General features: G+C 58.1%; 26 protein-coding genes. 18 read left to right on the forward strand and 8 right to left on the reverse strand.

All coding sequences use genetic code 11. From position 1 onward, the window contains the following. Positions 1–186 precede the first annotated feature (186 nt). The 14 genes from paaA to SERS4_RS0116500 all read left to right on the forward strand — a co-directional run bounded on the left by paaA (position 187) and on the right by SERS4_RS0116500 (position 13024). Complete coding sequence (gene paaA / locus SERS4_RS0116435; RefSeq protein WP_012145793.1) at positions 187–1125, forward strand: 1,2-phenylacetyl-CoA epoxidase subunit PaaA; 939 nt, start codon at positions 187–189, stop codon at positions 1123–1125. A gap of 10 nt (positions 1126–1135) precedes the next feature. Next, on the forward strand, positions 1136–1423 hold the full coding sequence (paaB, locus tag SERS4_RS0116440; RefSeq protein WP_017893307.1) for a 1,2-phenylacetyl-CoA epoxidase subunit PaaB: 288 nt from the start codon (positions 1136–1138) through the stop codon (positions 1421–1423). Between the two features lie 8 nt (positions 1424–1431). Next, complete coding sequence (gene paaC, locus SERS4_RS0116445) at positions 1432–2193, forward strand: 1,2-phenylacetyl-CoA epoxidase subunit PaaC (protein ID WP_017893308.1); 762 nt, start codon at positions 1432–1434, stop codon at positions 2191–2193. A 9-nt stretch (positions 2194–2202) separates the two neighbouring features. Beyond that, the gene (paaD, locus tag SERS4_RS0116450; protein WP_017893309.1) at positions 2203–2700 is read left to right on the forward strand and encodes a 1,2-phenylacetyl-CoA epoxidase subunit PaaD; all 498 of its coding nucleotides are present in this window, start codon (positions 2203–2205) and stop codon (positions 2698–2700) included. 8 nt (positions 2701–2708) lie between these two features. Continuing rightward, complete coding sequence (paaE, locus tag SERS4_RS0116455; RefSeq protein ID WP_017893310.1) at positions 2709–3767, forward strand: 1,2-phenylacetyl-CoA epoxidase subunit PaaE; 1059 nt, start codon at positions 2709–2711, stop codon at positions 3765–3767. 9 nt (positions 3768–3776) lie between these two features. Then, positions 3777–4550, forward strand: coding sequence for a 2,3-dehydroadipyl-CoA hydratase PaaF (gene paaF / locus SERS4_RS0116460; RefSeq protein ID WP_017893311.1), 774 nt, complete (start codon positions 3777–3779; stop codon positions 4548–4550). A 3-nt stretch (positions 4551–4553) separates the two neighbouring features. Then, positions 4554–5345 (forward strand): 2-(1,2-epoxy-1,2-dihydrophenyl)acetyl-CoA isomerase PaaG, encoded by a 792-nt coding sequence (gene paaG, locus SERS4_RS0116465; RefSeq protein ID WP_017893312.1) that lies wholly within the window; start codon positions 4554–4556, stop codon positions 5343–5345. Between the two features lie 2 nt (positions 5346–5347). Continuing rightward, positions 5348–6868: a 3-hydroxyacyl-CoA dehydrogenase gene (locus SERS4_RS0116470; protein WP_017893313.1), complete on the forward strand. Its 1521-nt coding sequence runs from the start codon at positions 5348–5350 to the stop codon at positions 6866–6868. Further along, positions 6865–7305, forward strand: coding sequence for a hydroxyphenylacetyl-CoA thioesterase PaaI (paaI, locus tag SERS4_RS0116475; RefSeq protein ID WP_012145801.1), 441 nt, complete (start codon positions 6865–6867; stop codon positions 7303–7305). Before SERS4_RS0116470 ends, paaI begins: the two co-directional genes overlap by 4 nt. Continuing rightward, positions 7302–8507, forward strand: a complete 1206-nt coding sequence (pcaF, locus tag SERS4_RS0116480) for a 3-oxoadipyl-CoA thiolase (protein WP_017893314.1) — start codon at positions 7302–7304, stop codon at positions 8505–8507. The genes paaI and pcaF overlap by 4 nt, the downstream gene beginning before the upstream one ends. 17 nt (positions 8508–8524) lie before the next feature. Beyond that, complete coding sequence (gene paaK / locus SERS4_RS0116485) at positions 8525–9832, forward strand: phenylacetate--CoA ligase PaaK (protein ID WP_017893315.1); 1308 nt, start codon at positions 8525–8527, stop codon at positions 9830–9832. Positions 9833–9910: 78 nt separating this feature from the next. Beyond that, positions 9911–10849, forward strand: coding sequence for a phenylacetic acid degradation operon negative regulatory protein PaaX (gene paaX / locus SERS4_RS0116490; protein WP_017893316.1), 939 nt, complete (start codon positions 9911–9913; stop codon positions 10847–10849). Between the two features lie 12 nt (positions 10850–10861). Further along, positions 10862–11458, forward strand: a complete 597-nt coding sequence (gene paaY, locus SERS4_RS0116495) for a phenylacetic acid degradation protein PaaY (RefSeq protein WP_017893317.1) — start codon at positions 10862–10864, stop codon at positions 11456–11458. Positions 11459–11539: 81 nt separating this feature from the next. Further along, entirely contained in the window at positions 11540–13024 is a 1485-nt protein-coding gene (locus SERS4_RS0116500) for a PLP-dependent aminotransferase family protein (protein WP_017893318.1), read from the forward strand. A 54-nt stretch (positions 13025–13078) separates the two neighbouring features. On the opposite strand, the gene SERS4_RS0116505 is transcribed toward SERS4_RS0116500, so the two are convergent. From SERS4_RS0116505 to SERS4_RS0116530, 6 genes are all read right to left on the reverse strand, one after another. Continuing rightward, positions 13079–13981 (reverse strand): DMT family transporter, encoded by a 903-nt coding sequence (locus tag SERS4_RS0116505; RefSeq protein WP_017893319.1) that lies wholly within the window; start codon positions 13979–13981, stop codon positions 13079–13081. 94 nt (positions 13982–14075) lie between these two features. Beyond that, entirely contained in the window at positions 14076–15476 is a 1401-nt protein-coding gene (locus tag SERS4_RS0116510) for an amino acid permease (RefSeq protein ID WP_012145807.1), read from the reverse strand. 16 nt (positions 15477–15492) lie between these two features. After that, positions 15493–16680 carry an amino acid aminotransferase gene (locus SERS4_RS0116515; RefSeq protein ID WP_017893320.1) on the reverse strand — a complete coding sequence of 396 codons (1188 nt, stop codon included), beginning with the start codon at positions 16678–16680 and terminating at the stop codon, positions 15493–15495. A gap of 59 nt (positions 16681–16739) precedes the next feature. Further along, complete coding sequence (locus SERS4_RS0116520; protein WP_017893321.1) at positions 16740–17111, reverse strand: RidA family protein; 372 nt, start codon at positions 17109–17111, stop codon at positions 16740–16742. A 3-nt stretch (positions 17112–17114) separates the two neighbouring features. Beyond that, positions 17115–17909, reverse strand: a complete 795-nt coding sequence (locus tag SERS4_RS0116525) for an alpha/beta hydrolase (RefSeq protein ID WP_017893322.1) — start codon at positions 17907–17909, stop codon at positions 17115–17117. Between the two features lie 155 nt (positions 17910–18064). Further along, entirely contained in the window at positions 18065–18970 is a 906-nt protein-coding gene (locus SERS4_RS0116530; protein WP_012145811.1) for a LysR family transcriptional regulator, read from the reverse strand. A 98-nt stretch (positions 18971–19068) separates the two neighbouring features. Between SERS4_RS0116530 and SERS4_RS0116535 the strand changes: the two genes are divergently transcribed. Together SERS4_RS0116535 and SERS4_RS0116540 are read left to right on the forward strand one after the other, a co-directional pair. Continuing rightward, positions 19069–19686 carry a glutathione S-transferase gene (locus SERS4_RS0116535; protein ID WP_017893323.1) on the forward strand — a complete coding sequence of 206 codons (618 nt, stop codon included), beginning with the start codon at positions 19069–19071 and terminating at the stop codon, positions 19684–19686. A 5-nt stretch (positions 19687–19691) separates the two neighbouring features. Then, entirely contained in the window at positions 19692–20606 is a 915-nt protein-coding gene (locus SERS4_RS0116540) for a pyridoxamine 5'-phosphate oxidase family protein (protein ID WP_017893324.1), read from the forward strand. Between the two features lie 59 nt (positions 20607–20665). Here the strand turns inward: SERS4_RS0116540 and SERS4_RS0116545 are convergent, their stop codons facing one another. Then, positions 20666–20875, reverse strand: a complete 210-nt coding sequence (locus SERS4_RS0116545) for a glycogen synthase (protein ID WP_017893325.1) — start codon at positions 20873–20875, stop codon at positions 20666–20668. Positions 20876–21092: 217 nt separating this feature from the next. Here SERS4_RS0116545 and gabD point away from each other — a divergent pair, with 217 nt between their 5' ends. Together gabD and SERS4_RS0116555 are read left to right on the forward strand one after the other, a co-directional pair. Then, the gene (gene gabD, locus SERS4_RS0116550) at positions 21093–22568 is read left to right on the forward strand and encodes an NADP-dependent succinate-semialdehyde dehydrogenase (RefSeq protein WP_017893326.1); all 1476 of its coding nucleotides are present in this window, start codon (positions 21093–21095) and stop codon (positions 22566–22568) included. Between the two features lie 60 nt (positions 22569–22628). After that, complete coding sequence (locus SERS4_RS0116555) at positions 22629–22991, forward strand: glyoxalase superfamily protein (RefSeq protein WP_017893327.1); 363 nt, start codon at positions 22629–22631, stop codon at positions 22989–22991. Positions 22992–23074: 83 nt separating this feature from the next. Here the strand turns inward: SERS4_RS0116555 and SERS4_RS0116560 are convergent, their stop codons facing one another. Next, positions 23075–24991: a hypothetical protein gene (locus tag SERS4_RS0116560; RefSeq protein WP_017893328.1), complete on the reverse strand. Its 1917-nt coding sequence runs from the start codon at positions 24989–24991 to the stop codon at positions 23075–23077. Positions 24992–25111: the final 120 nt, after the last annotated feature.

Genomic DNA, 25111 nt, shown 5'->3' on the forward strand with positions numbered 1-25111 from the left:
TCGTTGTCGTCAATTTTAAAATAACCATAAATAACAGTAGAATAGTAAAAACACCTGTGAGTGACATCGCAAAACCACATAAATGTCGTTTGATCTTTTTGTTATCAGTTTGTAGCCTTATGGTTAGTTAACGTGATTCACATTTTTATATTTAATGTGGAAAATACGAATCACCAAGAGGCAAGCATGACAACTGACGCGCAATATCAGCAACACTTCGACGACAAGATTGCGGCGGATATCTCCATTGAGGCCAAAGACTGGATGCCGGATGCCTACCGCCAAAACCTGATCCGTCAGATTGGCCAGCATGCCCATTCCGAAGTGGTGGGCATGTTGCCGGAGGCCAACTGGCTGACGCGAGCACCAACGCTGCGCCGCAAGGCGGTGTTACTGGCCAAGGTGCAAGACGAAGCCGGACACGGTCTGTATCTGTACAGCGCCGCCGAAACCCTGGGCTGCTCGCGCCAGGACATCTACCAGAAAATGCTCGACGGCAAGATGAAATACTCTTCGATCTTCAATTATCCGACGCTCAACTGGGCAGATATCGGGGTGATCGGCTGGCTGGTCGACGGCGCGGCTATCGTCAACCAGGTGGCGCTGTGCCGCGCTTCTTATGGCCCTTACGCCCGAGCGATGGTGAAAATTTGCAAGGAAGAGAGCTTCCACCAGCGCCAGGGGTATGAGGCGGTGATGGCGATGGCCAAGGGTAGCGAACAGCAAAAAGCCATGCTGCAGGACGCGATTAATCGCTTCTGGTGGCCGGTGCTGATGATGTTCGGCCCAAGCGACACCGATTCACCACACAGCGCACAAAGCATGGCCTGGAAGATCAAGCGCCACAGCAACGACGAGCTGCGGCAGAAGTTTGTCGACAATACCGTGCCGCAGCTGGAAGCCCTGGGGATGAGCGCCCCGGATGCCGATTTGGCCTGGGATGAAGCCAGCGGCCACTATCGCTTTGGCGAAATCGACTGGAGTGAACTTCACGAGGTGATTAAAGGCCGCGGGCAATGCAACCACGAACGGCTGCAGGCCAAACGCCGCGCCTGGGACGAAGGTGCCTGGGTGCGTGAAGGCGCCCTGGCCCACGCGGCCAAAAACACCTCAACCGCCGCATAAGGAACCGATGATGACACACGTTGAATGGCCGCTGTATGAAGTGTTTATCCGCAGCAAACAAGGGCTGGCGCACCGTCACGTCGGCAGTCTGCACGCCGCCGATGACCAGATGGCACTGGAAAACGCTCGCGACGCCTATACCCGCCGCAACGAAGGTTGCTCAATCTGGGTGGTGCAGTCCAGCCATCTGATCGCCTCGCAGCCGGAAGATCGTGAAGCCTTCTTCGATCCGTCCGATGACAAGATTTACCGTCACCCGACGTTCTACACCATTCCCGACGGCATCAAGAACATGTAGGGGCGACCATGACCTTTAATAACGATCCACTCATCACTTATGTTCTGCGTCAGGGCGATACGCCACTGATCCTCGCACAGCGGCTGTGCGGCTGGTGCGGCCACGCGCCGGAGCTGGAAATTGACCTGGCGCTGGCGAACATCGGCCTGGACCTGCTCGGCCAGGCGCGCAACTTCCTCGGCTACGCCGCCGAACTGACCGGGCCGCAATACAGTGAAGATCGCCTGGCCTTCGGCCGTGACGAGCGCGAGTTTCACAACCTGCTGCTGGCGGAACAGCCCAACGGCGGTTTCAACGACACCCTGGTGCGCCAGTTCCTGATTGACACCTACCACGTGCAACTGCATCAGGCATTGAGCAGCAGCAGCAATGCACAGTTGGCTGCCATCGCCGCCAAGTCACTGAAAGAAGCCCATTACCACCTGCGTTTCAGCCGTGGTTGGATGATCCGCCTGGGTGACGGCAGCCCGCTCAGCCGGCAAAAAATTCAGCAGTCACTGGATAATCTGTGGCGTTTTACCGCCGAACTGTTCCACGCCGACGAGCTGGAACTGCAGCTGGCGGAACAGGGCATCGCCGCCGATCCACGCCAGCTCGAGGCGCCGTGGCTGGCAGGGGTGAGCGACACCTTGCAACAGGCCGGCCTGCAGTTACCGGCCGAACAGGCCTTCCGTCACGGTGGCAAACAGGGACGGCACAGCGAGCACCTCGGCCCGTTATTGGCGGAGATGCAGTTTCTGCAACGCGCCTATCCCAACGCGAACTGGTAGGAGGCCGTCATGAACATTACCCGGCTGCAAGCCGCCGAAATCCCGCAAATCTGGCACTGCCTGCAACAGATCAGCGATCCGGAACTGCCGGTGCTGTCGATTACCGATCTGGGCATGGTGCGTGACGTAGTAGCCGACGGCTGCGGCTGGCGCATTACCTTCACGCCGACCTATTCCGGCTGCCCCGCCACCGAGTTCCTGCTCGAAGCGATCGAACAGCAGTTGACCGCGGCCGGTTTCAGCCCGGTAAAAGTGGATATCCGCCTTAGTCCGGCCTGGACTACCGACTGGATGAATGCGGCTGCGCGTGAGCGGCTGCGGGAATATGGCGTCGCGCCGCCACAGGGCCATACCTGCGACAAACCCCAGGCGCACGGCCCGGTACCCTGCCCGCGATGCGGCAGCACCCACAGCGAGAAAATCAGCGAATTCGGCTCCACCGCCTGTAAGGCGCTGTACCGCTGTTGCGATTGCCGTGAACCCTTCGACTACTTCAAATGCATTTAGGAATAACCATGACGGTCTTCCATCGCCTGAACGTCGCCGCCATCGAGCGCGAAACGCCGGACGCCGTAGCCATCACTCTGCGGGTACCCGAAGAACTGAAAAGTCACTATTGCTATACGCCCGGCCAGCACCTGACGTTGAAGGCGCTGGTCGACGGCGAAGAGCTGCGCCGCTGCTACTCCATTTGCAGCTCGCCGCAGGAAGGTTTGCTGCAGATCGGCGTTAAAGCCATTCATCAGGGCCGCTTCTCTTCGTTCGTTAACCAGCGGCTGTTGGTCGGCGACGCACTGGAAGTGATGGTGCCACAAGGGCGATTCGGCTATCAACCGCAGGCGGAAAACAGCGGTAACTATCTGGCGATTGCGGCCGGTTCCGGCATTACGCCGATGCTGTCGATCATCAAGGCTACGTTGCAACTCGAGCCAAACAGCAGTTTCACGCTGATTTACGGCAACCGCAGCAGCCGCTCGGTGATGTTCAAAGAAGCACTGTCCGATCTGAAGAACCGCTATCCCCAGCGTTTTCAGCCGCTGTACCTGTTCAGCCAGGAAAATCTTGATAGCCCACTGCTCAGCGGCCGCATCGACCGTGAGCACCTGCTGGCGATCGGCGGTGCATTACTCAATTACCGCGACTATGACCACGCCTTTATCTGCGGGCCTGAAAGCATGATGGACGACGCCCAGAGCGTACTTGAACAGGCTGGCATGCCCGCCGGACACATTCACAGCGAACGTTTTAACACCAGCGGCATGGTTGCCCGGCCGGTCAATGACGCCAACCGCAACGCCACCCGGATCGAAATTTTGCTCGATGGCCGTCGGCTGGATATCGAAGTAGGCGCCCAGGATGACAGCATTCTGGATGCGGCGCTGCGTCAGGGTGCTGACCTGCCCTACGCCTGCAAAGGCGGAGTGTGTGCGACCTGCAAGTGCCGGTTAAAGGCCGGTCAGGTGGATATGGCGGTTAACTACAGCCTGGAGCCGGATCAGCTGGCGGCGGGCTACGTATTGAGTTGTCAGTCGTGGCCGCGTGGCGACGGTGTGGTATTGGACTTTGACGTATAGGAGCCGCCGATGGAAACCCCTTTTGTCCTGCGACAGCAACACCAGCGAGTGGTGACACTGACACTGCATCGCCCAGAGGCGCGCAACGCCCTGAGCACCCCGTGTCTGGAACAGTTGGTTTATTGGCTGGAACAGGCCGATGCCGATGCCACCGTTGGCGCAGTGGTGATTACCGGCGCGCCCCGCTTCTTTGCCGCCGGTGCCGACCTGCGCGAGCTGCAAAAACAAGACTTGCCCGCCACGTTGACGGATCGCCGTCCGCTGTTGTGGCAGCGCCTGGCCCAATTAAGCAAACCGCTGCTGGCGGCGGTCAACGGCTATGCGCTGGGTGCCGGTTGTGAATTGGCATTGGCCTGCGACATCGTTATCTGCGGCGAAAGCGCCCGTTTTGGCCTGCCGGAAATCACCCTCGGCCTGATGCCAGGCGCCGGGGGCACCCAGCGTTTGATCCGCTGCGTCGGCAAGTCTCGCGCCAGCCAGATGGTGCTGACCGGTGAAGCGATCAACGCCAGTTGCGCACTGCAAAGTGGCCTGGTCAGTGAAGTCTGTGTCGATGCTCTGACGCTGGAGCGCACGCAACAGGTTGCCGAACGCATCAGCCTGCAGGCGCCGCTGGCATTACGCGCCGCCAAGCAGGCATTGAAACAGGCTGAAGAAACCGGCCTTAGCCAGGGGCTGGCCATCGAGCGCCAGCAGTTTGTCACCCTGGCTGCCACCGACGATCGCCGTGAAGGCATCGCCGCCTTCTTCGAAAAACGTACGCCAAACTATCAGGGGCGCTGATTTATGGATAACGCATTGATTCTCACCCATCTGGAAGCCGGGGTGTTGACCCTGACTCTTAACCGGCCCGATCGGCTCAACAGTTTTAACGACGAGATGCACCGCCAGCTTAGCGAAGCGCTGACCCTCGCCGAACGCGACGAAACCGTGCGCTGCCTGCTGATCACCGGTGCCGGGCGTGGTTTTTGCGCCGGACAGGATCTGAACGATCGCAACGTTAGCGTTGAGCAACAGGCGCCGGATCTCGGCCTGTCGGTAGAACGTTTCTACAACCCACTGATCCGCCGCCTGACCGCCTTGCCAAAACCGGTGGTATGCGCCGTCAACGGCGTGGCCGCGGGTGCCGGAGCCGCTTTGGCGCTGGCTTGCGACATCGTCATTGCCGCCGATAACGCCAACTTTATCCAGTCCTTCTGCCGTCTGGGACTGGTGCCGGACTCTGGCGGCAGTTGGTTCCTGCCACGCCTGGCAGGCCACGCCCGTGCCATGGGCATGGCGATGCTGGGTGACAAAGTCAGCGCACAGCAAGCGCTGGCCTGGGGCATGATCTGGCAGGTGGTTGTTGCGGATGAACTGGCCGCCACCAGCCAAACGCTGGCGCAACACCTGGCTACTCAGCCAACCTATGGGCTGGGACTGATTAAAAAAGCCCTCTACAGTTCGGCCAACAACAGCCTTGACCAACAGTTGGATCTGGAACGCGATCTGCAACGTCTTGGCGGTCGCAGCGACGACTACCGCGAGGGCGTCAGCGCCTTCTTCGCCAAACGCGCGCCCAATTTCAGCGGGAAATAACCATGGACCAGCCGAACTTAAACCTCAGGGTGGCGGTGATTGGTGCCGGTACCATGGGCATCGGTATCGCTCAGGTGGCCGCCGCCGCCGGGCATCAGGTGCAGCTGTTTGATATTGCCGCCTCTGCTGCCCGGCAGGCACTCGGCGCTCTCGCCCAACGGCTGCGTCAGCGTGTTGCGGCCGGCAAGGCCGATGCCACCACCACCGAAGCCCTGCTGGCGCGCATTCAGCCGGCAGAGTCGCTTAACTCGCTGGCCGACAGCGGTCTGGTGATAGAAGCGGTGGCGGAAAAGCTGGCAATCAAACAAAGCCTGTTCCGCGATCTGGAAGCGCTGTGCTCACCCGCCACGCTGTTTGCCAGCAACACCTCCTCACTGTCGATAACCGCCATCGCCGGTGCGCTGCAACATCCACAGCGTCTGGCCGGGCTGCACTTCTTCAACCCGGCACCGCTGATGAAGCTGGTGGAGATCGTCAGTGGGCTGGACACCAGCGCCGAAACCGTCGCCACACTGCAAAGGCTAACCCGGCAATGGGGCAAACAAAGCGTGCTGTGCCGCTCCACGCCGGGGTTTATCGTTAACCGGGTAGCACGGCCGTTTTATGCCGAGGCCCTGCGCGCGCTGGAAGAACAGGTCGCCGACGCCGCCACGCTGGATGCGGTGATACGCGACGCGGGTGGCTTCGCCATGGGGCCAATGCAACTGACCGACATGATTGGTCAGGATATCAACTACGCCGTGACCGAATCGGTGTTTCAGGCTTTCTTCCAGGATCCCCGTTTTACCCCGTCGCTGGTACAGCAGGAACTGGTGGCGGCCGGGCGTCTTGGCCGCAAAAGTGGCCGTGGTTTTTATCGCTATGGCGATCATCAGCCGCCGGTCGCTGCCGTTCTGCCTGCCTCTACGGCAGCATTGCCGCGCAGCATCACACTGCATGGCGATGCCGCTGGTATTGCACTACTGAGCAAATTACTGAGCGGAAATGCGCAGTCGATCAAACAATCTGGCCAGACCAGCGCCTACGCCCGGATCGATGAAGTTACACTTATGTTAACTAATGGTAAAACAGCCAGCCAGGTGGCCGATGAAACCGCAACCCCCGTGGTGCTGTTTGATCTGTCTGCCGACTACTCGCAGGCCACCACCGTTGCTATCAGCTGCGCCGCGCAAAACGATGCCAGGCACAACGCCACCATCGTCCGTCTGCTGCAATCTCTCGGCAAGAAGGTGATCGCTTTGCCGGACTATCCCGGCCTGTTGGTGATGCGCACCCTCGCCATGTTGGCCAATGAGGCGCTTGACGTGGTCAACAAGGGCGTCGCCAGTGCCGAGGATACCGACCACGCCATGCGCTACGGCGTCAATTACCCACGCGGCCCGCTGGAATGGGGGACGTCTCTGGGTTGGCAACACATCCTGACCACGCTGGAAAACCTGCAACTCTACTATGGTGAGCCACGTTATCGCCCAATGCCGCTGCTGCGTCATTACGCATCCCTCTCTTCAGGAGCCCAACCATGAACGCCAATACGCCACAGGCACTGGCGCAACGCTGCGCCGAACAGATGTTTCAACAGGATACCTGTGCCCAGGCGATGGGGATGCGGGTGGATGCGGTTGATGCCGGTTTCGCCCGGGTCAGCATGACCGTCGGCCCGCAGATGCTCAACGGCCACCAGACCTGCCACGGCGGCCAACTGTTCAGCCTGGCGGACACCGCCTTCGCCTATGCCTGCAACAGTCAGGGGCTGGCGGCAGTGGCCTCTGGCTGCAATATCGAGTTTATTCGCCCGGCGCTGGCCGGCGATCGCCTGACTGCCAGCGCCGAGGTACGCCATCAGGGTAAAACCACCGGGCTGTATGACGTCGAAATCGTCAACCAACTGGGCAAGACCGTCGCCTGGTTCCGCGGGCGGGCACATCGCCTCGGCCATGCCATTTTAGGGGAACAACCATGAGTCAGGCGTTTATCTGCGATGGCGTTCGTACGCCGATTGGCCGCTACGGCGGCGCATTGGCCAACGTGCGTGCCGATGATTTGGCCGCGCTGCCGCTGCGTGCCCTGTTAGCTCGCCACCCACAGGTGGACTGGTCATTGGTCGATGACGTGATCCTCGGCTGCGCCAATCAGGCCGGGGAAGACAACCGCAATCTGGCCCGGATGGCAGTATTGCTGGCCGGCCTGCCGGTGAACGTTTCCGGCACTACCGTCAATCGCCTGTGCGGTTCGGGGCTGGACGCACTGGCCATGGCGGCTCGCAGCATCAAGGCCGGTGAAGCCGGGCTGGTGCTGGCCGGCGGCGCAGAATCAATGACCCGCGCCCCGCTGGTGATGGGCAAAGCCGACAGCGCTTTCAGCCGTCAGGCGCAACTGTATGACACCACTCTGGGCTGGCGCTTTATCAATCCGCTGATGCAGGCGCAGTTCGGCACCGACTCGATGCCGGAAACCGCCGAAAACGTGGCGGCGCAGTTCAACATCAGCCGCGCCGATCAGGACGCCTTCGCGCTGCGCAGCCAGCAACGCGCCGCCCGGGCGCAAGAATCAGGTTTACTGGCGCAGGAGATAGTGCCGGTCAGCCTCAGCGGTAAAAAAGGTGCGGTGACGTTGTTCAGCCAAGACGAACACCCGCGCGCAGACACCCGGCTGGAACAATTGCAGGCGCTGAAAACGCCGTTCCGCCAAGCCGGTACCGTGACCGCCGGTAACGCCTCTGGCTTAAACGACGGCGCAGCGGCTCTGATTGTTGCCTCCGAGGCAATCGCCGTCAGTCAGGGCCTCACCCCGCGCGCACGTATCGTCGCCACCGCCACCTGCGGCGTCGAACCCGGCTTGATGGGGATCGGCCCACTGCCGGCCACCCGCAAGGTACTGGAGTTAGCCGGGCTAAGCCTGGCGCAAATGGACGTGATCGAACTGAATGAGGCCTTTGCCGCCCAGGCGTTGGCGGTACTGCGCCAGCTTGGCCTGCCGGACGACGCCCCGCAGGTGAATCCCAACGGTGGCGCTATTGCCCTTGGCCACCCGCTGGGGATGAGCGGTGCACGCCTGGCGCTGGCCGCCTTGTTTGAACTGGAACGGCGTTCCGGCCGCTACGCGCTTTGCACCATGTGCATCGGCGTCGGCCAAGGCATCGCCATGATCATTGAGCGAGTTTGACCCCGAGGCTAATAATGATGACTACCAACCCACCGCCACTCGACGCCATTGAGTTCGCCTCGCGTGATGAAATTGAAGCGCTGCAGCTGGAGCGTCTGAAATGGACGTTGCACCACGCCTATAACAATGTGCCAATGTATAAGCGCAAGTTCGATCAGGCAGGCGTGCATCCGGACGATCTTAAGCAGTTGAGCGATCTGGCGCGTTTTCCCTACACCACCAAACAGGATTTACGCGACAACTACCCGTTCGATACCTTCGCCGTACCAATGGAACAGGTGGTGCGTATTCACGCCTCGTCGGGCACTACCGGCCGACCTACCGTGGTCGGCTATACCCAGCGGGACATCGATAACTGGGCCGATATCGTCGCCCGCAGCCTGCGCGCCGCCGGTGCCACGGCCAAAGACAAGGTGCATGTCGCCTATGGTTATGGCCTGTTTACCGGCGGGCTGGGCGCCCATTACGGCGCGGAGCGACTGGGGGCCACGGTGATCCCGATGTCCGGCGGGCAGACTGAGCGGCAGGCACAGCTGATCCTGGATTTCAAACCCGACGTGATCATGGTAACGCCATCCTACTGTTTAACGCTGATCGATGAACTGGAACGCAAAATGGGCGGCGATGCGCGTGGCTGTTCATTACGTCTCGGGGTGTTTGGCGCAGAACCCTGGACCGAAGCGCTGCGGCACGAAATTGAAAGCCGCATGGGCATCAAGGCACTGGATATCTATGGCCTGTCCGAAGTGATGGGGCCGGGGGTGGCGATGGAGTGCGCCGAAAGCGGCGGTGGCCCGACTATCTGGGAAGATCACTTCCTGCCGGAGATCATCTGCCCGGAAACCGGCATTGCCCTGCCGGATGGGGAGCACGGCGAACTGGTGTTTACCACCCTGACCAAAGAGGCGCTGCCGGTGATCCGCTACCGCACCCGCGATCTCACCCGCCTGCTGCCGGGCGATGCACGCCAGATGCGCCGGATGGGAAAAATCACCGGTCGCTCCGACGACATGCTGATCATCCGTGGCGTCAATGTGTTCCCGTCGCAGGTGGAAGAACAAATTATGCAGTTCGAACAGCTGTCGCCGCATTATCAGTTGCAGGTCAGCCGCAGTGGGCACCTCGATACCCTGGCGGTACGCGTTGAATTGAAGGAGGCCGCACTCAGCCTCAGCCATCAGCAGCGCTGTGAGATTTGCCACCAGCTGCGTCACCATATCAAATCGATTATTGGCGTCAGCACCGACGTCAGCATTGCCAACTGCGGCGATATCCCGCGTTCGGAAGGCAAAGCCCAGCGGGTGGTCGACCTGCGCCCCCGTTGATTCCATTGGCGTCACGGATGACGCCTTAAGAATTTGTGGTAATGTTGTGTCTCACCGTCGGGTAACCCATGGAAAAATATGGAACATAAACTGGATGAGTTTATCCGCCATGCTATAGACGCCCAGCCGATCAGCGGCACTTCACTGATTATCTCCCTGTACGGCGATGCGCTGAGTCATCGCGGTGGCGAAGTTTGGCTCGGCAGCCTGAGCGCACTGCTGGAAGCGCTGGGTTTCGGAGACCGCTTTGTGCGCACCTCGGTATTTCGCCTGCAAAAAGAAGGCTGGCTGGAGGTCGAAAAAATCGGTCGCCGCAGCTTCTATCGGGTGACCGAACAGGGTATGCGCCAGTTCCGCCACGCCGAGTCGAAAATCTACCTCAGCGAGCCACCGGCCTGGGACGGGAAATGGGATCTGTTGTTGCTGGAAAGCGCGGAGAAAAGCGAGCGGGCACGGCTGAAAAAAGAGCTGGGCTGGCTGGGTTTTGGCCAGATAGCCAATAACCTGATGGCGGCGCCGACCCATGCGCAAACCGACGTCACCGCCCTGCTTGGCGAGCTTAACGCCAGCGAACAAGCGATCTATTTTCGTGCCGATTACCCCTATAACCGCTCCGAGAAAACCCTGCAGCAACTGGTGGCCAACTGTTGGGCGCTGGGCGAGGTCGCCGCCGATTATCATGAGTTTATCGTCTCTTTCCGCCCGCTAATGGCGTTGCTGCGCGAAACCGACGATGCCCTGCTGACGCCCCAGCGCTGTTTCCAGATTAAGCTATTATTGATCCACTTCTTCCGCCGCGTGGTGCTTAAAGATCCGCTGCTGCCGGACGCCTTGTTGCCCGCCCAGTGGGAGGGGCAGATCGCCCGCAACCTGTGTATCAATATTTATCAGCGGGTGGACCGCGCCGCGACCGAGTATGTCAGCGCGCTGGCGGAAACCACTATCGGCACCCTGCCCGCCCCGGCGGCCGGCTATTACCGGCGCTTTGGCGGCCTGCCGCGCGATCCTTCATTTTAAGGAGCTTTTGCTATGCCCGTGTATCAGATTGATGGCCTGACGCCAGTGGTAGACCCCAGCAGTTATGTGCACCCGACGGCGGTATTGATTGGCGATGTGATCGTCGGCAAACAGGTGTATATCGGCCCCAATGCCAGCCTGCGCGGCGACTTTGGCCGCCTGGTGATTGGCGACGGTGCCAATATTCAGGACAACTGCGTGATGCACGGCTTTCCGCAGCAGGACACCGTGGTGGAACAGGACGGGCACATCGGCCACGGCGCAATCCTGCACGGCTGCCGCATCCGCCGTAACGCCATGGTCGGCATGAATGCGGTGATTATGGACGGCGCGGAGATCGGTGAAAACACCATCGTCGGTGCCATGGCGTTCGTTAAGGCCGCCGCGGTGATTGAAGCCAACAAGCTGGTGGTTGGTAGCCCGGCGCGGGTATTGCGCGACCTGACCGAACAGGAACTGGCGTGGAAAGTGGCCGGCACGCGCGAATATCATGATTTGGTGCTGCGCTGTAAATCTTCACTGCAAGAAGTCGCCCCACTGAGCGAAATCGAACCGGGCCGTCAGCGCTTAAGTTTTGGCGACCACCTGATCCCAAAAAGTCAGCTTTAAGCATCACGACATACGCTATTTCGTTAAAAAGTGGTTTACAGTGAATACCCTGTTTAACTCTTTTTATCTGGACCGGAATCGATGCCAAGAACGGCCAAAACGGTTGAAGTCCCCGCCATCGGCGAGCTTGATCGCCAGGCGGGGCAGCTTAGTCTGCAGCTTGCTCAGGCATTGCGTGCCGCCATCAACAGAAGCGAACTTAAACCTGGCGATCTGCTGCCCTCCACCCGCGTGCTGGCAGGCGCATTGCAGTTGGCCAGAGGCACGGTGCTGGCGGCCTTCGAACAGCTGACCGCCGAGGGCTTTCTCGAAGCGCAGCCCGGTTCGGGCACCCGCGTCGCCCTGTCACTTCACCGCCAGCCCCCGGCACCAGTCAGCCCGGCTGATATTTGTGACATCCCCCTTTCCAGCCAGGCGCAGGCATTGGCGCAGTTTGCCGGTCAGTTACGGCCGCTGCCGCCGATCCCCTTCACCGTCTCGGTGCCTATCAATGATACCGCGCCCGATGACGTCTGGCGTCGTCTCGGCAACCGCATCCGCGCCCGTGGGCCAGGCGCCCCCGCCGGTTATGGTGACCCATTGGGGGCACTGCCGTTGCGCAAGGCGGTCTGTGAATACGTCCGCAAATCCCGTTCGGTGCTCTGTACGCCGGAACAGGTGATTATCACTTCCGGCACCCAACAAGGGTTGTATCTGGCGACGCAAATTCTGTTAGACGCCGGAGACACCGCCTGGGTGGAGGATCCGGCCTATCACGGCATTACCGCCATCTTTAACCACCTGTTCCGCGACCGGCTGATGGCCAGAGTCCCGCTGGATGCCGAAGGAATAGACGTGGCAGCGGGCAGCCAAATCGCACCGCAGGCCAAAGCCGTTTTTGTCACGCCTTCTCACCAATACCCGCTTTGCATGCCAATGAGCATGACGCGTCGGCTCGAACTGCTGGCCTGGGCCAAAGAGAGCCGGGCCTGGATTGTCGAGGATGATTACGACAGTGAAATGCGTTATTCAGGCCATCCGTTTCCTTCATTGCAGGGGTTGGATCCGGCCCGGGTTATCTACCTTGGTACCTTCAGCAAGATCCTTTTTCCTTCATTGCGGCTGGGTTACGCCATCGTGCCCAGGCCACTGGTGGATGCCTTCTGCGGCGCGCGCGTGCTGATGGATCGCCACCCGCCCAGCGCCGATCAACACGTGCTGGCGGCCTTTATGGCGCAGGGGCATCTGGATCGTCATATCCGCCGCATGCGCGGCGTGTATGCGGAAAAACGGCGGGTATTAACCGAAGCCATCAATGCCCATGTTTCTGCCGAGCTGGCGACGCTGCACCCCAGCTGCCAGGGCATGCATCTGGTGTTGTGGTTGAAGGCGGGACTGGACGACCAACGGGTCGCTCGCCGTGCTGCCGAGGCTGGAGTGGCAGTCAGCGCACTTTCGCCGATGTATGCCATCGACAGCGGGAAAAGCGGCTTGATACTCGGACTGGGCGGCTACGATGAGTTGCAAATCCATCGCGCCGCCCAACGGCTGAATCAGGTGCTGGTGGCCCTGGCTAACACCGGCTAATCCCCTCTCCCCCTGGAGAGGGGGCGCTCACTTGAGCAATATCATATGCCCGATTCAGCGCGAAAACCGCTTCGCGCCGTACACGCAAACCAATACCCCGGCCATGACCGCAATCATCGAAGGCTGGATGCTTTCATGCAGCACCCATGCGGCCAGCGCCAGACCAAAGAACGGCTGCAGCAGTTGTAACTGCCCCACGGCGGCAATGCCGCCCAGCGCCAAACCGCGATACCAGAAGATAAAACCAATCCACATGCTGAACAGCGAAATATAGCCCAGAGAAAGCCACGCACCGACGCTGACCTGCGGCCAACTCGCTGGTGCGGCCCAAACGGCAACCCCTGCCGTCAGCGGCAAGGCCACCACCAGCGCCCAGGAGATCACCTGCCAGCCACCAAGCCTGCGCGTCAGCACCGCACCTTCCGCGTAGCCCAGGCCGCAAAGCAGTACCGCAGCCACCATCAGCAGGTCACCAACCCAGGAAGTGCCCGCCCCCTGGCTTAGTGCAAAAGCCCCCACCAACAGACTACCCAACACCGAGAACAGCCAGAAAGCGGTTTTCGGGCGTTCTCCCCCGCGCAATACGCCAAAACAGGCGGTCGCCAGCGGCAATAGCCCGATATACACCAGCGCATGCGCCGAGGTGGTGTGCTGCAAGGCCAATGCCGTCAGCAACGGGAAACCGATCACTACCCCGATCGCAACCATCACCAGCGGCACAAAGTCCTGACGCTGCGGCCAACGTTGACGCATTACCCCCAGCGCGCTCAGCGCCAATATGGCTGCCAGCACCGCCCGCAACGCGGTCAGGAAAAGGGGATCAAACTCTTGCACCGCCAGGCGGGTGGCAGGCAAAGAACCGCTAAAAATCAACATCCCCAGAAAGCCACTAACCCAGCCCTGGGCCGAATTATCGCTTCGGCCGACAATCTGAATTTTTTCTGTCCCACTGCTCATGGCAACACCACTCTACACCTGCGAAAGATCCCTTATTCTCCGGTTAAAGTGGTTTATTGCCAGAGCCAGATAACGACATTATCAGCAAACCACTTTACTCTAACTCCGGCGTTTCCATCGCGGTGGGCAGCGGCTGATGGCGGCTATAGAAGAAATAGATCGCCACCAGCAGCAGAGTGAACGGGATGCCGAACCACAGCGTCATCTTGAAAAACTCGGTGAACGCCGTCGAGATCAACAGTGCGGTCATCAAACCGGCACCGGCCAGCGTGGTATAGGGGAAGCCCCACATGCGAAATTTCAGGTGGGTTTGGCGATGCTGGCGACGGAAAAACAGGTGAGTGACAAAAATCATCAGCCAGGTAAAGCAAGCGCCGTACACCGAAATAGACATCATGGCGGCAAAGGATTTCTCCGGATAAACCAGGCTCAGCACGATCGACACCACAATGCCAATGCAGGACATCGCCAGCGCGTTCACCGGAATGCCGCGTTTGCTGACCCGGCCCAGCGCAGCCGGTGCCTGACCGGCACGCGACAGTGAGAACATCATACGGGTGGTGATATACAACTGGCTGTTCATCGCCGACAGCGCGGCCACCAGCACGATAAAGTTGAAGATACCGGCGGCGGCAGGCAGGTGGATCACGTTCATCGCCATCAGGAACGGGCTTTCACCAGTGCCGGACTGCCGCCAGGGAACGATCGCCAGCATCAGCGCAATCGACAGCATATAGAAAATAAACAGCCGCAAGATGGTACCCTTGAAGGCAGTTTTCACCGCAATCACCGGGTTTTTGGCTTCACCGGCGGCTACTGCGATCATCTCAATGCTCAGGTAACTGAAAATCGACACGATCACCGCGAACCACATGCCCTTGACGCCAAACGGGAAGAAGCCGCCATTGGCGGTAAAGTTGTGAATACCGTAGGCCGGGTTAGCGGAAAACACCAAAATGCCGATGCCAATGGCGATAAAGGCCGCGATGGCCACCACCTTGATGGTCGACAGCGCATACTCCACCTGGCCGAAGGACTTGACGCCAATCACATTGATGACGATGACTGCCGCAGAAAACAGCAGCACCCAGGGCCAAATCGGCGTGGTCGGGAACCAGAACTGCATATACATACCGATGGCGGTGACCTCGGTGCCCACCGCCAACACTACGCAGGACCAGTAGGAATAACGCACCAGAAAACCGAACAGCGGACTGATGTAAAACTCGGCGTAGTCACCAAAAGAGCCCGGCGTCGGATGTTCAGAGGTCATTTCCGCCAGGCATCCCATCAGCAACAACGCCACCACGCCGCCGATAAAATAGCTCAACAGGACGCTGGGGCCGGCCATCTGAATGGCATAGGCACTACCAAGAAACAGCCCGGTGCCGATCGCCCCACCTATCGCCAGCATGGTCATCTGCCCGGCGGTGAGCTGTTTCTTCAACCCGCCCTGCCGCCGGGCAATTTCTTCAAAACCTTTCATCTGTTTCATGGCGGTCCTACCTTATTCACGCAGTACGGGTGACATCCAGGATGGCGGCAGTCACGTAGTCGACATTGTTTTGATTCAGGCCGGGCAAACACATGCGGCCGGGGGCCACCAGATAGATGGCGTAATCTTGCCGTAGCCGCTCGAGCTGTTGCGGGTTCAACCCGGTGTAACTGAACATGCCTTTCTGGTCGCGAATGCGCCGGTAGTCCAACGGCGAACCGCCCTGCTCCAGCCCGTTAGCCAGGGTTTGACGCATCTGTTTGATACGTTGACGCATGCCGGCCAGTTCGCTTTCCCACTGCTGGCGCAAGTTGGCATCCGCCAACAGCGTTTCCACAATCTGGCTGCCGTGAGTCGGCGGGCAGGAATAGCTGCGGCGGATCAAGGTTTTCAACGCGCCCTTGACGTTGTTCGCACTCTCCGGGCTGGCGCAGCGGACCGAAAGCCCCCCCAGCCGCTGGCCATACAGCGCGACGTTTTTCGAAAACGAATTGGCGACCAAAAATTCCAGGTCGGTTTTCAATGCCTCACGCAGCGCAAAACAATCCTCGTCCAGACCGTCGCCAAAGCCCTGATAGGCAATATCGAACAACGGCAGCAGGCGGCGACGCTGCACCACCTCAAGGGTGGCACGCCATTGCGCCGGGCTGAGATCGGTGCCGGTCGGGTTATGACAGCAAGGATGCAACAGCACCACGCTGCCTTCCGGCAGGCTGTCCAACGTATCGAGCATCGCGTCAAAACGCAGGCCGCCGTTGGCCTCATCGAAATACGGATAGGTATGTACCTTCAGCCCGGCGCCCTCGAAGATCGCCCAATGGTTGGCCCAGGTAGGATCTGACACCCAGATATCATGGCGGGACAGGTAGTGATGGATAAAATCCGCCACCAGCTTCAGAGCGCCTGAACCGCCAACGGTTTGCACCGTGCTAATCGACGCTGATGCCGCTTCGCCGAACAACAAGGTCTGCACCTGCTGGGCAAACAGCGCCGAGCCTTCTATCGGCGGATATCCATGCGGGCGACGCTGTTCGAGCAACTGCCGCTCGGCGGCCTCAACCGCTTGCATCAGCGGGATCCGCCCTTGCTGATCGTAATAAAGACCAATACCCAGATTAACTTTCTGCGTATTTTCATCCCGTAAATAAGCTTCCATCAACGACATAATAGGATCGGCCGCCGAACGGCCAATGTGATTAAACATAGCGATTCCTTAATTCATTATTTAATGAATTTGCAGGTGGGGATTATAGTTATCTATTTTCAGGCGGTAGCAGTGACGGTTATTTCTATTTTCATGCCTGGCACCACCAGCTTGTCAACAATTACCGTTGAACGATTAGGGTAAGGATAATTAAAATATTGCTTATAAATTTCATCAAGTAATTTAACGTCGTCCACATCGGTGAGATAAATAATTACCTGCAGAACATTATCGCTGTGGCTATCTGCCGCCTTTAACGTCCGGGCCAAATTATCAAAGGTCAGAGTAATTTGTTTTTCCGGCTCACCGGTTTCAATGCTGCCGTCGGGCCTGACCGGGCCATGGGCGGTGAACAGCATGCCGCCACCTTTAGTCGCCCAGGAAAAGGGTTGGCCAATCTCCGGCAAGCCGGTATCGATAATGGTACGCATGGTTTATTTCCCCGTAGTGGTTAACTGGCGGATCAACGCCCCATCCCTGGCGAACAGTGAATCCAGCACGTTGTAATGGTTGGCGCCGTCGACCGCAATCAGGCGGACGGGCAGCTGTTTTGCTTGCAGCGCAGCATAATAATGTCGCGACTGGCCAATCAGTTCCGCTAACTCGGCAGCGCCGTAAAATAGCGTCATCGGTTTGATGCGTTCGGGTATATTGCGCGCCGGGCTTAAGCGGGCAATTTGCTGCAGGGTCAACTGCAACTGCCGGTTAACGTAAGTGGTTAACAGGGGTTCCAGCTCGAAAATACCGCTGATCGGTAACACCACGTCGACCATAGGATGATGCTGCCAGAAACTGGCCAGATGCCCCCCGGCGGAATGGCCGCACAGGTAAACCGGCGCGAGTTTATTTGGCGCCAAGCGTTGTTGAATCGCGTTCAGCGCCACACCGGTTTGCCGACAAATATCGTCAAGCGAGGCCTGTGGTGCCAGCGTATATTCCAGCAGCACCACGTCAAAACCCAACGCCAATGGCACTGTGGCAATAAAGGCAAAGTCGTCCCTGGAACAAAATTGCCAATATCCTCCGTGAATAAATATTAATGTTCCCTGATGCGGCTTGTCAGTATATAACCAGTCGAAAACTTCCCGGGGTGAATCCCCATAGGCAATATTACGTTCGCTGCGGACTTGCTGATAAACCGCCTGACTGCGAGTTTGGAATGAGGTCAAAATTTCATCCTCATTGTCCACCGTCGAACCGTTATCGTAACTGCCCGCTAAAAGTTTCATATATTAAACTTCGTTTATTATTTAAGATATGCGTTAACTATTAGCACCGGGAATAATATTGTCAAGAAGGGAACAGCAGCAATGCGTGCAGGGTAATATAAATCTTTCCCGCGGCTCAATAAGTTTAGCCAGTGAAACTTATTGAGCCTGAATCGCTATTTTAACGGCGGCTGAATTTGCGCCAATTGACTTAATTCCTGCCAGGCATAATCCCAGAAGGTCCGCACCTTTAGCGGCATGCGTTGGCTATTTTGCGCCACCAGCTGCACCGGCATCGGCAAGGGTTCAAACGCCGGCAGCAAACGCACCAGCGTCCCCGCTGCCAGATCGTCCGCCACCTGATACGACAGCAACCGGGCGATGCCCTTGCCGGCTCGCGCCGCCAGCAACTGGGTTTCGACTTCGTTGAGCAGCAAGCGCGGCGTCAGCCTTACCCTGTCACCGTTTTCCTGTGGGCCAAACCGCCATTCGCGCAGCGACGCCCGCTGGGTGCCGACGATGGTGTCATGATCGACCAACTGCGCCGGTTCCAATGGCTCGCCGCGTAGCGCCAGATAGGCCGGACTGGCGACCGTCACCCGGGATACCTGCCCCAACCGACGCGCCACGCGGGAAGAGTCCTGCAAATGGCCGATACGCACCGCCACGTCCAGCCCCTCGTCGATCAAATCCAGGTTGCGATCGTTGAGCACCATTTCAATTTGCATCTGCGGATAAAGATCGAGAAACGCCATGACTACCGGTGCCACGTGCTTGCGCCCGAACTGCACCGGCGAGGTAATGCGCAGCAGGCCGCTGAGCTGGGTATCCGCCGTATCCAGTACCGCCGCCTGGTATTCATGCAGCAGTAAATGCGCGCGCTCCGCCAGCCGCAACCCGGCTTCGGTCGGGGCCAGCCGCCGTGTAGTGCGTTCAACCAGCCGGGCGCCAAAACGCTGCTCCAGCGAGGCGATGGCCCGGGTCACTGCCGGGGCGGAACGTCGCAGTTTGCGACCGGCGGCGGCCAGGCTGCCGTGCTGGATCACCGCTACAAAAATCGCCAGTTCGTCCAACCGATCCATAGACTATTCCATAAATTGAAATTATTAATTTCCAGATTGCCGGATTTCGCTCACCGACTGCAAGAGTATGCTGATTAAAATCCTTCTGGAGTGTGATTATGCAAAAGCTAAAACTGTACGGTACCCCGCTTTCCGGCCACGTCCACCGCGTGGAGTTGCTGTTGCGGATGCTCGAACTGCCGTATGAATTTATCGAAGCCCCCGCGGCGGTGCGCCAAAGCGAAGCCTTTCTGCGCCTGAACCCTTTCGGCCAGATCCCGGTGTTGCTCGATGGCGATTTGGCGCTGGCCGACAGCAACGCCATTCTGGTGTATCTGGCCAAACGCTATGCGCCGGACAGCCACTGGTTGCCAGAGGCGCCAGCGGTGGCCGCACAGGTGCAGGAATGGTTGTCCAAAGCCGCCGGGGAAGTCCGCTATGGGCCGGCTTCCGCTCGTTTGATCGCCCAGTTTGGGGTGCCAGAAGATTATCAGGCCGCGCAGGCCGTCAGCGCACGCTTCCTGCCACAGATGGAGCAGCATCTGACCCAACGTCAATTCCTGGCGACGGAACAGGCCACCATTGGCGATCTGGCCTGCTACAGCTATGTGGCCGTAGCGCCGGAAGGTGGCATTTCGCTGGTCCCTTACCCGGCAATTCAACGCTGGGTAGCGCGCATTGCCGCATTGCCCGGCTTCTTCGCCATGCCGTCGCTGCCGTACCCCGTCGAGAGGTAAATCCGATGATCCCGCAGATGTTCCACCCCGATGAACTACGTGCCCAGACCCTGGCCGGATTTGACCAGGTGGGCGGCGGTATTTTCCCCAATATGCCCGACCAGCACCGCAAGTTTTTCGAGGCACTGCCTTACCTGTTTGTCGCCACGCTGGACGAGCAGGGTTGGCCGGTGGCTACGCTGTTTAGTGGCCCACCCGGTTTTTTACGCACGCCGGACAGCACCCACCTGCGCATCAGCACCCCACGCCGCAGCGACGATCCGGCGCAGGCGGCACTGCAATCCGGCCAGCCGATAGGTGCCCTGGGGCTGGATTTTAGCAACCGACGCCGTAACCGCGTCAACGGTGTGATCGGACGTACCGACAAAAACCGCCTTGAGATCGAAGTCAGGCAAAGCTTCGGCAATTGTCCGCAGTATATTCAGCGGCGCGAGCTGTATCCGGCCCCTGCCAACCCTGCGCCAATTGAATATCTCACTCGGCTTGACGCGGCGGCACAGGCGTTGATTCGCAACGCGGATACCTGTTTTGTGGCCAGTGCTGCCCATACCACGCTGGCGCAAGGTGGCGTGGATATTTCGCACCGGGGCGGAAAACCGGGGTTTATCTATCTGGAGGGAAGCACTCTGTGGATACCGGATTTTCGTGGTAATCGCTATATGAATACCCTGGGTAATCTGTTGGCGCAGCCGCGAGCGGCGTTGCTGTTTATCGATTTTGAACGCGGGGATGTTTTACATTTGCAGGGGGAAACGCAGATCCTCTGGCAAGCGGAGATGGGGCAAGGGGTGAAAGGTGCGGAACGCTACTGGCGCTTCGATATACAGAGTGCTTGGCGTTTTTCGCAGGCGCTACCGTGGCGCGGCCGCAATCTGGAATTCTCCCCGGCAACGCTGAACACCGGGGTATGGTCAGTATAAATCTGCACAGTTATGCGGATTAACATCCCCTCACCCAAAAGAGAGGGGATGTAAGGAGTTTATACGCTGTGTTCCACGCTCGAAGTCTGATAAAGCTGGCGGAAATAGCTCAGGCGTTCAAAGAACAAGCGGCTTTGCGACTCCGACATATTGCCGGCCACTTTGCCGGCGTCCACCTCTCGCCCCTGCCACTCCATCAACGCAATGCTGGAAGCCAAAAAGTCCATTTCTCCGCCGCCATAAAGATGTCTGTCCACTGATTTCATCATTTGCACACTCCTTTTAATCACATCGAAAAGGGTCATATGCCTGCTGATTTCAGTATCGTTCCGCAGCCGGATGTTTTTTGTACAGAAGGTGCGCTTGACGGTAAATTGATTTGTTGCCACGGATCGGGCAAATAGCGGCGGAAAAGTTTGCTAGGGTAAAGGGGTGCCGTTTGGGATAGGTCACCCTGTGTTGAATTCTGAAAAAGGAAGAAAACCGATGAGCAATCACTTCTCTGCCACTCTCAAAGATCCTGCGCTGTTCCGCGAGGCCAACTATATCGATGGGCAATGGCTGCCGATCAAAGGCGACCAGAGCATCAAGATCCACAATCCTGCCACCGGCGAACGGGTCGGTCAGGTGCCGGCGTTCGGTGCCAGGGAAACCGCACTGGCGATCGCTGCCGCGAAAAAGGCCCAGCCGGCCTGGCGCGCATTGACCGCCAAAGAACGTGCCGGCAAACTGCGCCGCCTGTTCGAGTTGATGATGGAGAATCAGGACGATTTGGCGCTGATCATGACCGCAGAACAGGGCAAGCCGCTGGCTGAAAGCCGGGGTGAGATTGCCTACGCGGCGTCCTTTATCGAATGGTTTGCCGAAGAAGGCAAACGCGTCTACGGCGACACCATTCCGCAGCCCCAGGCAGGACGCCGCATTATCGTGCAGAAAGAGCCGATTGGGGTATTTGCTGCCATTACGCCGTGGAATTTCCCGGCGGCGATGATCACCCGTAAAGCAGGCCCCGGCTGGGCTGCGGGCTGTACCGGGGTGATCCGCCCCGCCAGCCAAACTCCCTTCTCTGCACTGGCCATCGCCGTGCTGGCCGAGCGTGCGGGCTTACCGGCCGGCGTCTGCAACGTTATCACTGGCCCGAGCCAGGCCATAGGGGCGGAATTGACCGCCAACCCGGACGTACGTAAGCTCTCCTTCACCGGCAGCACCGAGGTCGGTGCGCAACTGCTGGCACAGTGTGCCCCGACCATCAAAAAGACCAGTATGGAACTGGGCGGCAACGCGCCGTTTATCGTGTTTGACGATGCCGACCTGGACGCCGCCGTAACAGGCGCAGTCGCTTCCAAATACCGCAATGCCGGCCAGACCTGCGTGTGTACCAACCGTTTTCTGGTTCAGGACGGCATCTACGACGCTTTCGCCGAAAAACTGAAGGCGGCGGTAGAAAAGCTTAAGGTCGGCAACGGCCTGGACGACGGAGTGACTATCGGCCCGTTAATTAACCCGGCCGCCGTGGAAAAGGTCAACGAGCATATCGCCGACGCGGTGCAGTTGGGTGCCAAGGTTCTGCTGGGAGGCAAACCCCATGCGCTGGGCAATAATTTCTTTACGCCGACCATTCTGACCGACGTACCACGACAGGCCAAAATCTTCCATGAAGAGACCTTTGGCCCGGTAGCACCGCTGATCCGTTTCAATAGCGAAGCCGAAGCCATTGAGCTGGCCAATGACACGCCGTTTGGCCTGGCCTCGTACTTCTACAGCCGGGATATTGGCCGGGTCATGCGCGTCGCCGAGGCGCTGGAATACGGCATCGTCGGCATTAATGAAGGGCTGATTTCCACCGAAGTCGCCCCCTTTGGCGGGGTTAAAAACTCCGGGTTGGGCCGTGAGGGGTCAAAATACGGTATCGAGGATTATCTTGAGATTAAGTACCTGTGCCTCGGTGGGCTGGGGAACTAATCACCCGATGTCTTTATATGGCCCGCACGGCGCGGGCCAATGATTTTAATGAGGTCAACAATGGAATTCTCCGCCGCTATCCCCATTCTTCGCATCTTCTCGGTTGAAAAGGCCAGGGAGTTTTATCTGGATTTTCTCGGTTTCACGCTGGATTGGGAGCACCGTTTCAGTGAAGACCTGCCGCTGTATATGCAGATCACCCGCTCCGGCCTGACGCTTCACCTCAGCGAACACCACGGTGACAGCACGCCGGGTTCCGCCCTATTCATTCCCACCCAGGATATCGACGCACTGCACGCCGAGCTTTCGGCCAGGCAGTATCGCTATGCCAGGCCGGGGGTTGAAACTGTCGACTGGGGAAAAGAGCTGAACATCGCCGATCCCTTCGGTAATCGACTGCGGTTTTGTGAGCAACAGGACTGACATAAACTAAAAAGCCCTGCAGCATCGCATGCAGGGCAAGGACTAATAAAACAACGATTGATGTGCAGCGATCGGGAAAAAGATCAGCTGTAGTCCTGTGGCGTTAGAAAGCCAATGTCCTGGCCACCGAGAGCAACATGGATCCGCGTCCCATCCCAGGCTAATGCCAACTCCGCAGCGCTTGCCTGTCCACTTCCCGTTTTCAGCGTAAACCCGCCCTGAGCCACCGCAGTAGTGGCCTTGCTGTAGTTACCGCCAACCGGTTTACTAATACGTACGTCCGATGATAATGGCGTATCAATATACCATGGTAAACCCGTGTACTGGCCTAAGGTCAGATGCACATCCGGCCCGCGCAATGCAGGTAACACACTGTTTTTCCCTTTTATACTCCAGTTTCCGGCCACACTTTGCCCAGCGCCCATCAACTTCACAGGCGAATCAATCGCCTCACTGCTTTGTTCTATGGTCAGATTGCGCGGAACTTTGATAGTAGTGGCCGTAGTGACCAGGCAAACGGCCTTCGTCTCTTTAATAATCAATTCGTCAATATCACAATCGGCTGCCAGTAGAACAATTGGCAGCACACCCTCAGGCAACCCGTGAGCAAAACTCAAGCGACGAATCGAGCAAGGTTCCAAAATTCGACAAATTGCAGAGCCAGAAGTATAAGCAGCTGAAAATTCAAGCACGTTAATCTCGTCGATTACCAACTGTGGCATTCGGATATAAATACTGTCCGCACTATCGACTTTTCCAATATCCAGGCGACCAATGCGGCAACGGCTCTGCTGGCCTGATGCGGTTAACGCGAAACTGTGAAAACAGGAGCGCAGAGAAATACCATCGATTAAGTTGTCTTCAGAACCGTCATGTAGCTCAACGCCACTGAGGCAGGCTCCGGCAGCCACATTGCGGACAACCTGCCCTGTCCCTGAAACATAAACCGCGCAAGCACGATTTTTGATCGCGCTACTGGTTGGGTTGTTTAAAAAATAGCAGTCCCCGGCCTGAATGTTAATACAGGTATTATTGCTACCGGATAAAATAGCTATCCCACTCCCCCACTGACCGCACTGAATATTCGAGATATAATTATTACTTCCCATATCTTTATCTTGCGCAACACTTAACACTGCGCCGGAAAGATAACCAGCCTCAGGCTTGTCCGAAGGAATACCCGCCCCCTTCATGCGAATATTAGTCACATTGTTATTATTTCCCTTAACTAAAAATCCATCGCCGAGGCAATAACCACAAATAACATCGGAGATCACATTACTGTCATTATAGGTGGCGAAAAAATCATCACGGCATTCATCCACAATAATGTCGTGTGCCATCGACCGCCCCTGGAGGCTGAATCCGTCGTTAAAACCACTCAGTTGCATATGGTGGAAATAGCTACCGTCAGCGCCAGAATAACCAACATGACTTTTCACCGAATTGTAAACACTGTCGCGGTTGGCTACCCCCATCAGCTTCCCGCCGAACATTTCAACGCCATGAAGATAGTCATAAGCTTCTGCTGTCGATGTTTCATTGGCGAACATCGGTTTCACATGGCCCGTTTTGGCCTTGATCGTGGCACCATTTAAATTGATGGTTTTACGCGACGTGCGGCCATCTTTGATTCTGACCGTATCAGACGTCAGATAAGTGGCACCAGCTCGGCAAATCACGGCGTAAGGGGAAAGAAAACATGTGGTAAGCGGTAGAGTATCGTCGGCAACATTATCGCCACGCGCCCCATACATCGCGGGAGTAACGGTACCTGAGATATCCAAAACCCTTACCCAGACCCAATTGCCGGTAGATTTGATATACATCCCCCCGTCATCAGTCAGCGTTGACGACTGAATAGCACTGAATAAGCCGCCACCATCCGGAAGCGTCACTGGAGCATTCCAATTGGAATAATAGGAGGTCACCTCAACCAGCTCTCCGACAGCAGCCGGTATGAGGGTCCGCAACGTAGATATATCAGGACAATGGTTCATGGTATTTACCTTATTGGATTAAGACCGACAGTCGGCATATCCAAGGTAAATGAAAACCAGCCACCGGGTCGTGAGTGGGCTGTTGTGCCATCGCTGGCCAATCCGTCGCTAACCCTGCAG

This window comes from Serratia sp. S4 (assembly GCF_000347995.1).
Lineage (GTDB): Bacteria > Pseudomonadota > Gammaproteobacteria > Enterobacterales > Enterobacteriaceae > Serratia > Serratia quinivorans.

Coding starts and splice junctions, on each gene's coding strand:
- SERS4_RS0116505 (WP_017893319.1), bottom strand. CDS start 13,981: ATGAGCAGTGGGACAGAAAAAATTCAGATTGTCGGCCGAAGCGATAAT.
- gabD (WP_017893326.1), top strand. CDS start 21,093: ATGAGCAATCACTTCTCTGCCACTCTCAAAGATCCTGCGCTGTTCCGC.
- paaX (WP_017893316.1), top strand. CDS start 9,911: ATGGAACATAAACTGGATGAGTTTATCCGCCATGCTATAGACGCCCAG.
- SERS4_RS0116535 (WP_017893323.1), top strand. CDS start 19,069: ATGCAAAAGCTAAAACTGTACGGTACCCCGCTTTCCGGCCACGTCCAC.
- SERS4_RS0116520 (WP_017893321.1), bottom strand. CDS start 17,111: ATGCGTACCATTATCGATACCGGCTTGCCGGAGATTGGCCAACCCTTT.
- paaI (WP_012145801.1), top strand. CDS start 6,865: ATGAACGCCAATACGCCACAGGCACTGGCGCAACGCTGCGCCGAACAG.
- paaD (WP_017893309.1), top strand. CDS start 2,203: ATGAACATTACCCGGCTGCAAGCCGCCGAAATCCCGCAAATCTGGCAC.
- SERS4_RS0116525 (WP_017893322.1), bottom strand. CDS start 17,909: ATGAAACTTTTAGCGGGCAGTTACGATAACGGTTCGACGGTGGACAAT.
- SERS4_RS0116555 (WP_017893327.1), top strand. CDS start 22,629: ATGGAATTCTCCGCCGCTATCCCCATTCTTCGCATCTTCTCGGTTGAA.
- SERS4_RS0116540 (WP_017893324.1), top strand. CDS start 19,692: ATGATCCCGCAGATGTTCCACCCCGATGAACTACGTGCCCAGACCCTG.
- SERS4_RS0116560 (WP_017893328.1), bottom strand. CDS start 24,991: ATGAACCATTGTCCTGATATATCTACGTTGCGGACCCTCATACCGGCT.
- paaY (WP_017893317.1), top strand. CDS start 10,862: ATGCCCGTGTATCAGATTGATGGCCTGACGCCAGTGGTAGACCCCAGC.
- pcaF (WP_017893314.1), top strand. CDS start 7,302: ATGAGTCAGGCGTTTATCTGCGATGGCGTTCGTACGCCGATTGGCCGC.
- paaG (WP_017893312.1), top strand. CDS start 4,554: ATGGATAACGCATTGATTCTCACCCATCTGGAAGCCGGGGTGTTGACC.
- SERS4_RS0116515 (WP_017893320.1), bottom strand. CDS start 16,680: ATGTTTAATCACATTGGCCGTTCGGCGGCCGATCCTATTATGTCGTTG.
- SERS4_RS0116470 (WP_017893313.1), top strand. CDS start 5,348: ATGGACCAGCCGAACTTAAACCTCAGGGTGGCGGTGATTGGTGCCGGT.
- paaB (WP_017893307.1), top strand. CDS start 1,136: ATGACACACGTTGAATGGCCGCTGTATGAAGTGTTTATCCGCAGCAAA.
- SERS4_RS0116500 (WP_017893318.1), top strand. CDS start 11,540: ATGCCAAGAACGGCCAAAACGGTTGAAGTCCCCGCCATCGGCGAGCTT.
- SERS4_RS0116530 (WP_012145811.1), bottom strand. CDS start 18,970: ATGGATCGGTTGGACGAACTGGCGATTTTTGTAGCGGTGATCCAGCAC.
- SERS4_RS0116510 (WP_012145807.1), bottom strand. CDS start 15,476: ATGAAACAGATGAAAGGTTTTGAAGAAATTGCCCGGCGGCAGGGCGGG.
- SERS4_RS0116545 (WP_017893325.1), bottom strand. CDS start 20,875: ATGATGAAATCAGTGGACAGACATCTTTATGGCGGCGGAGAAATGGAC.
- paaK (WP_017893315.1), top strand. CDS start 8,525: ATGACTACCAACCCACCGCCACTCGACGCCATTGAGTTCGCCTCGCGT.
- paaE (WP_017893310.1), top strand. CDS start 2,709: ATGACGGTCTTCCATCGCCTGAACGTCGCCGCCATCGAGCGCGAAACG.
- paaA (WP_012145793.1), top strand. CDS start 187: ATGACAACTGACGCGCAATATCAGCAACACTTCGACGACAAGATTGCG.
- paaC (WP_017893308.1), top strand. CDS start 1,432: ATGACCTTTAATAACGATCCACTCATCACTTATGTTCTGCGTCAGGGC.
- paaF (WP_017893311.1), top strand. CDS start 3,777: ATGGAAACCCCTTTTGTCCTGCGACAGCAACACCAGCGAGTGGTGACA.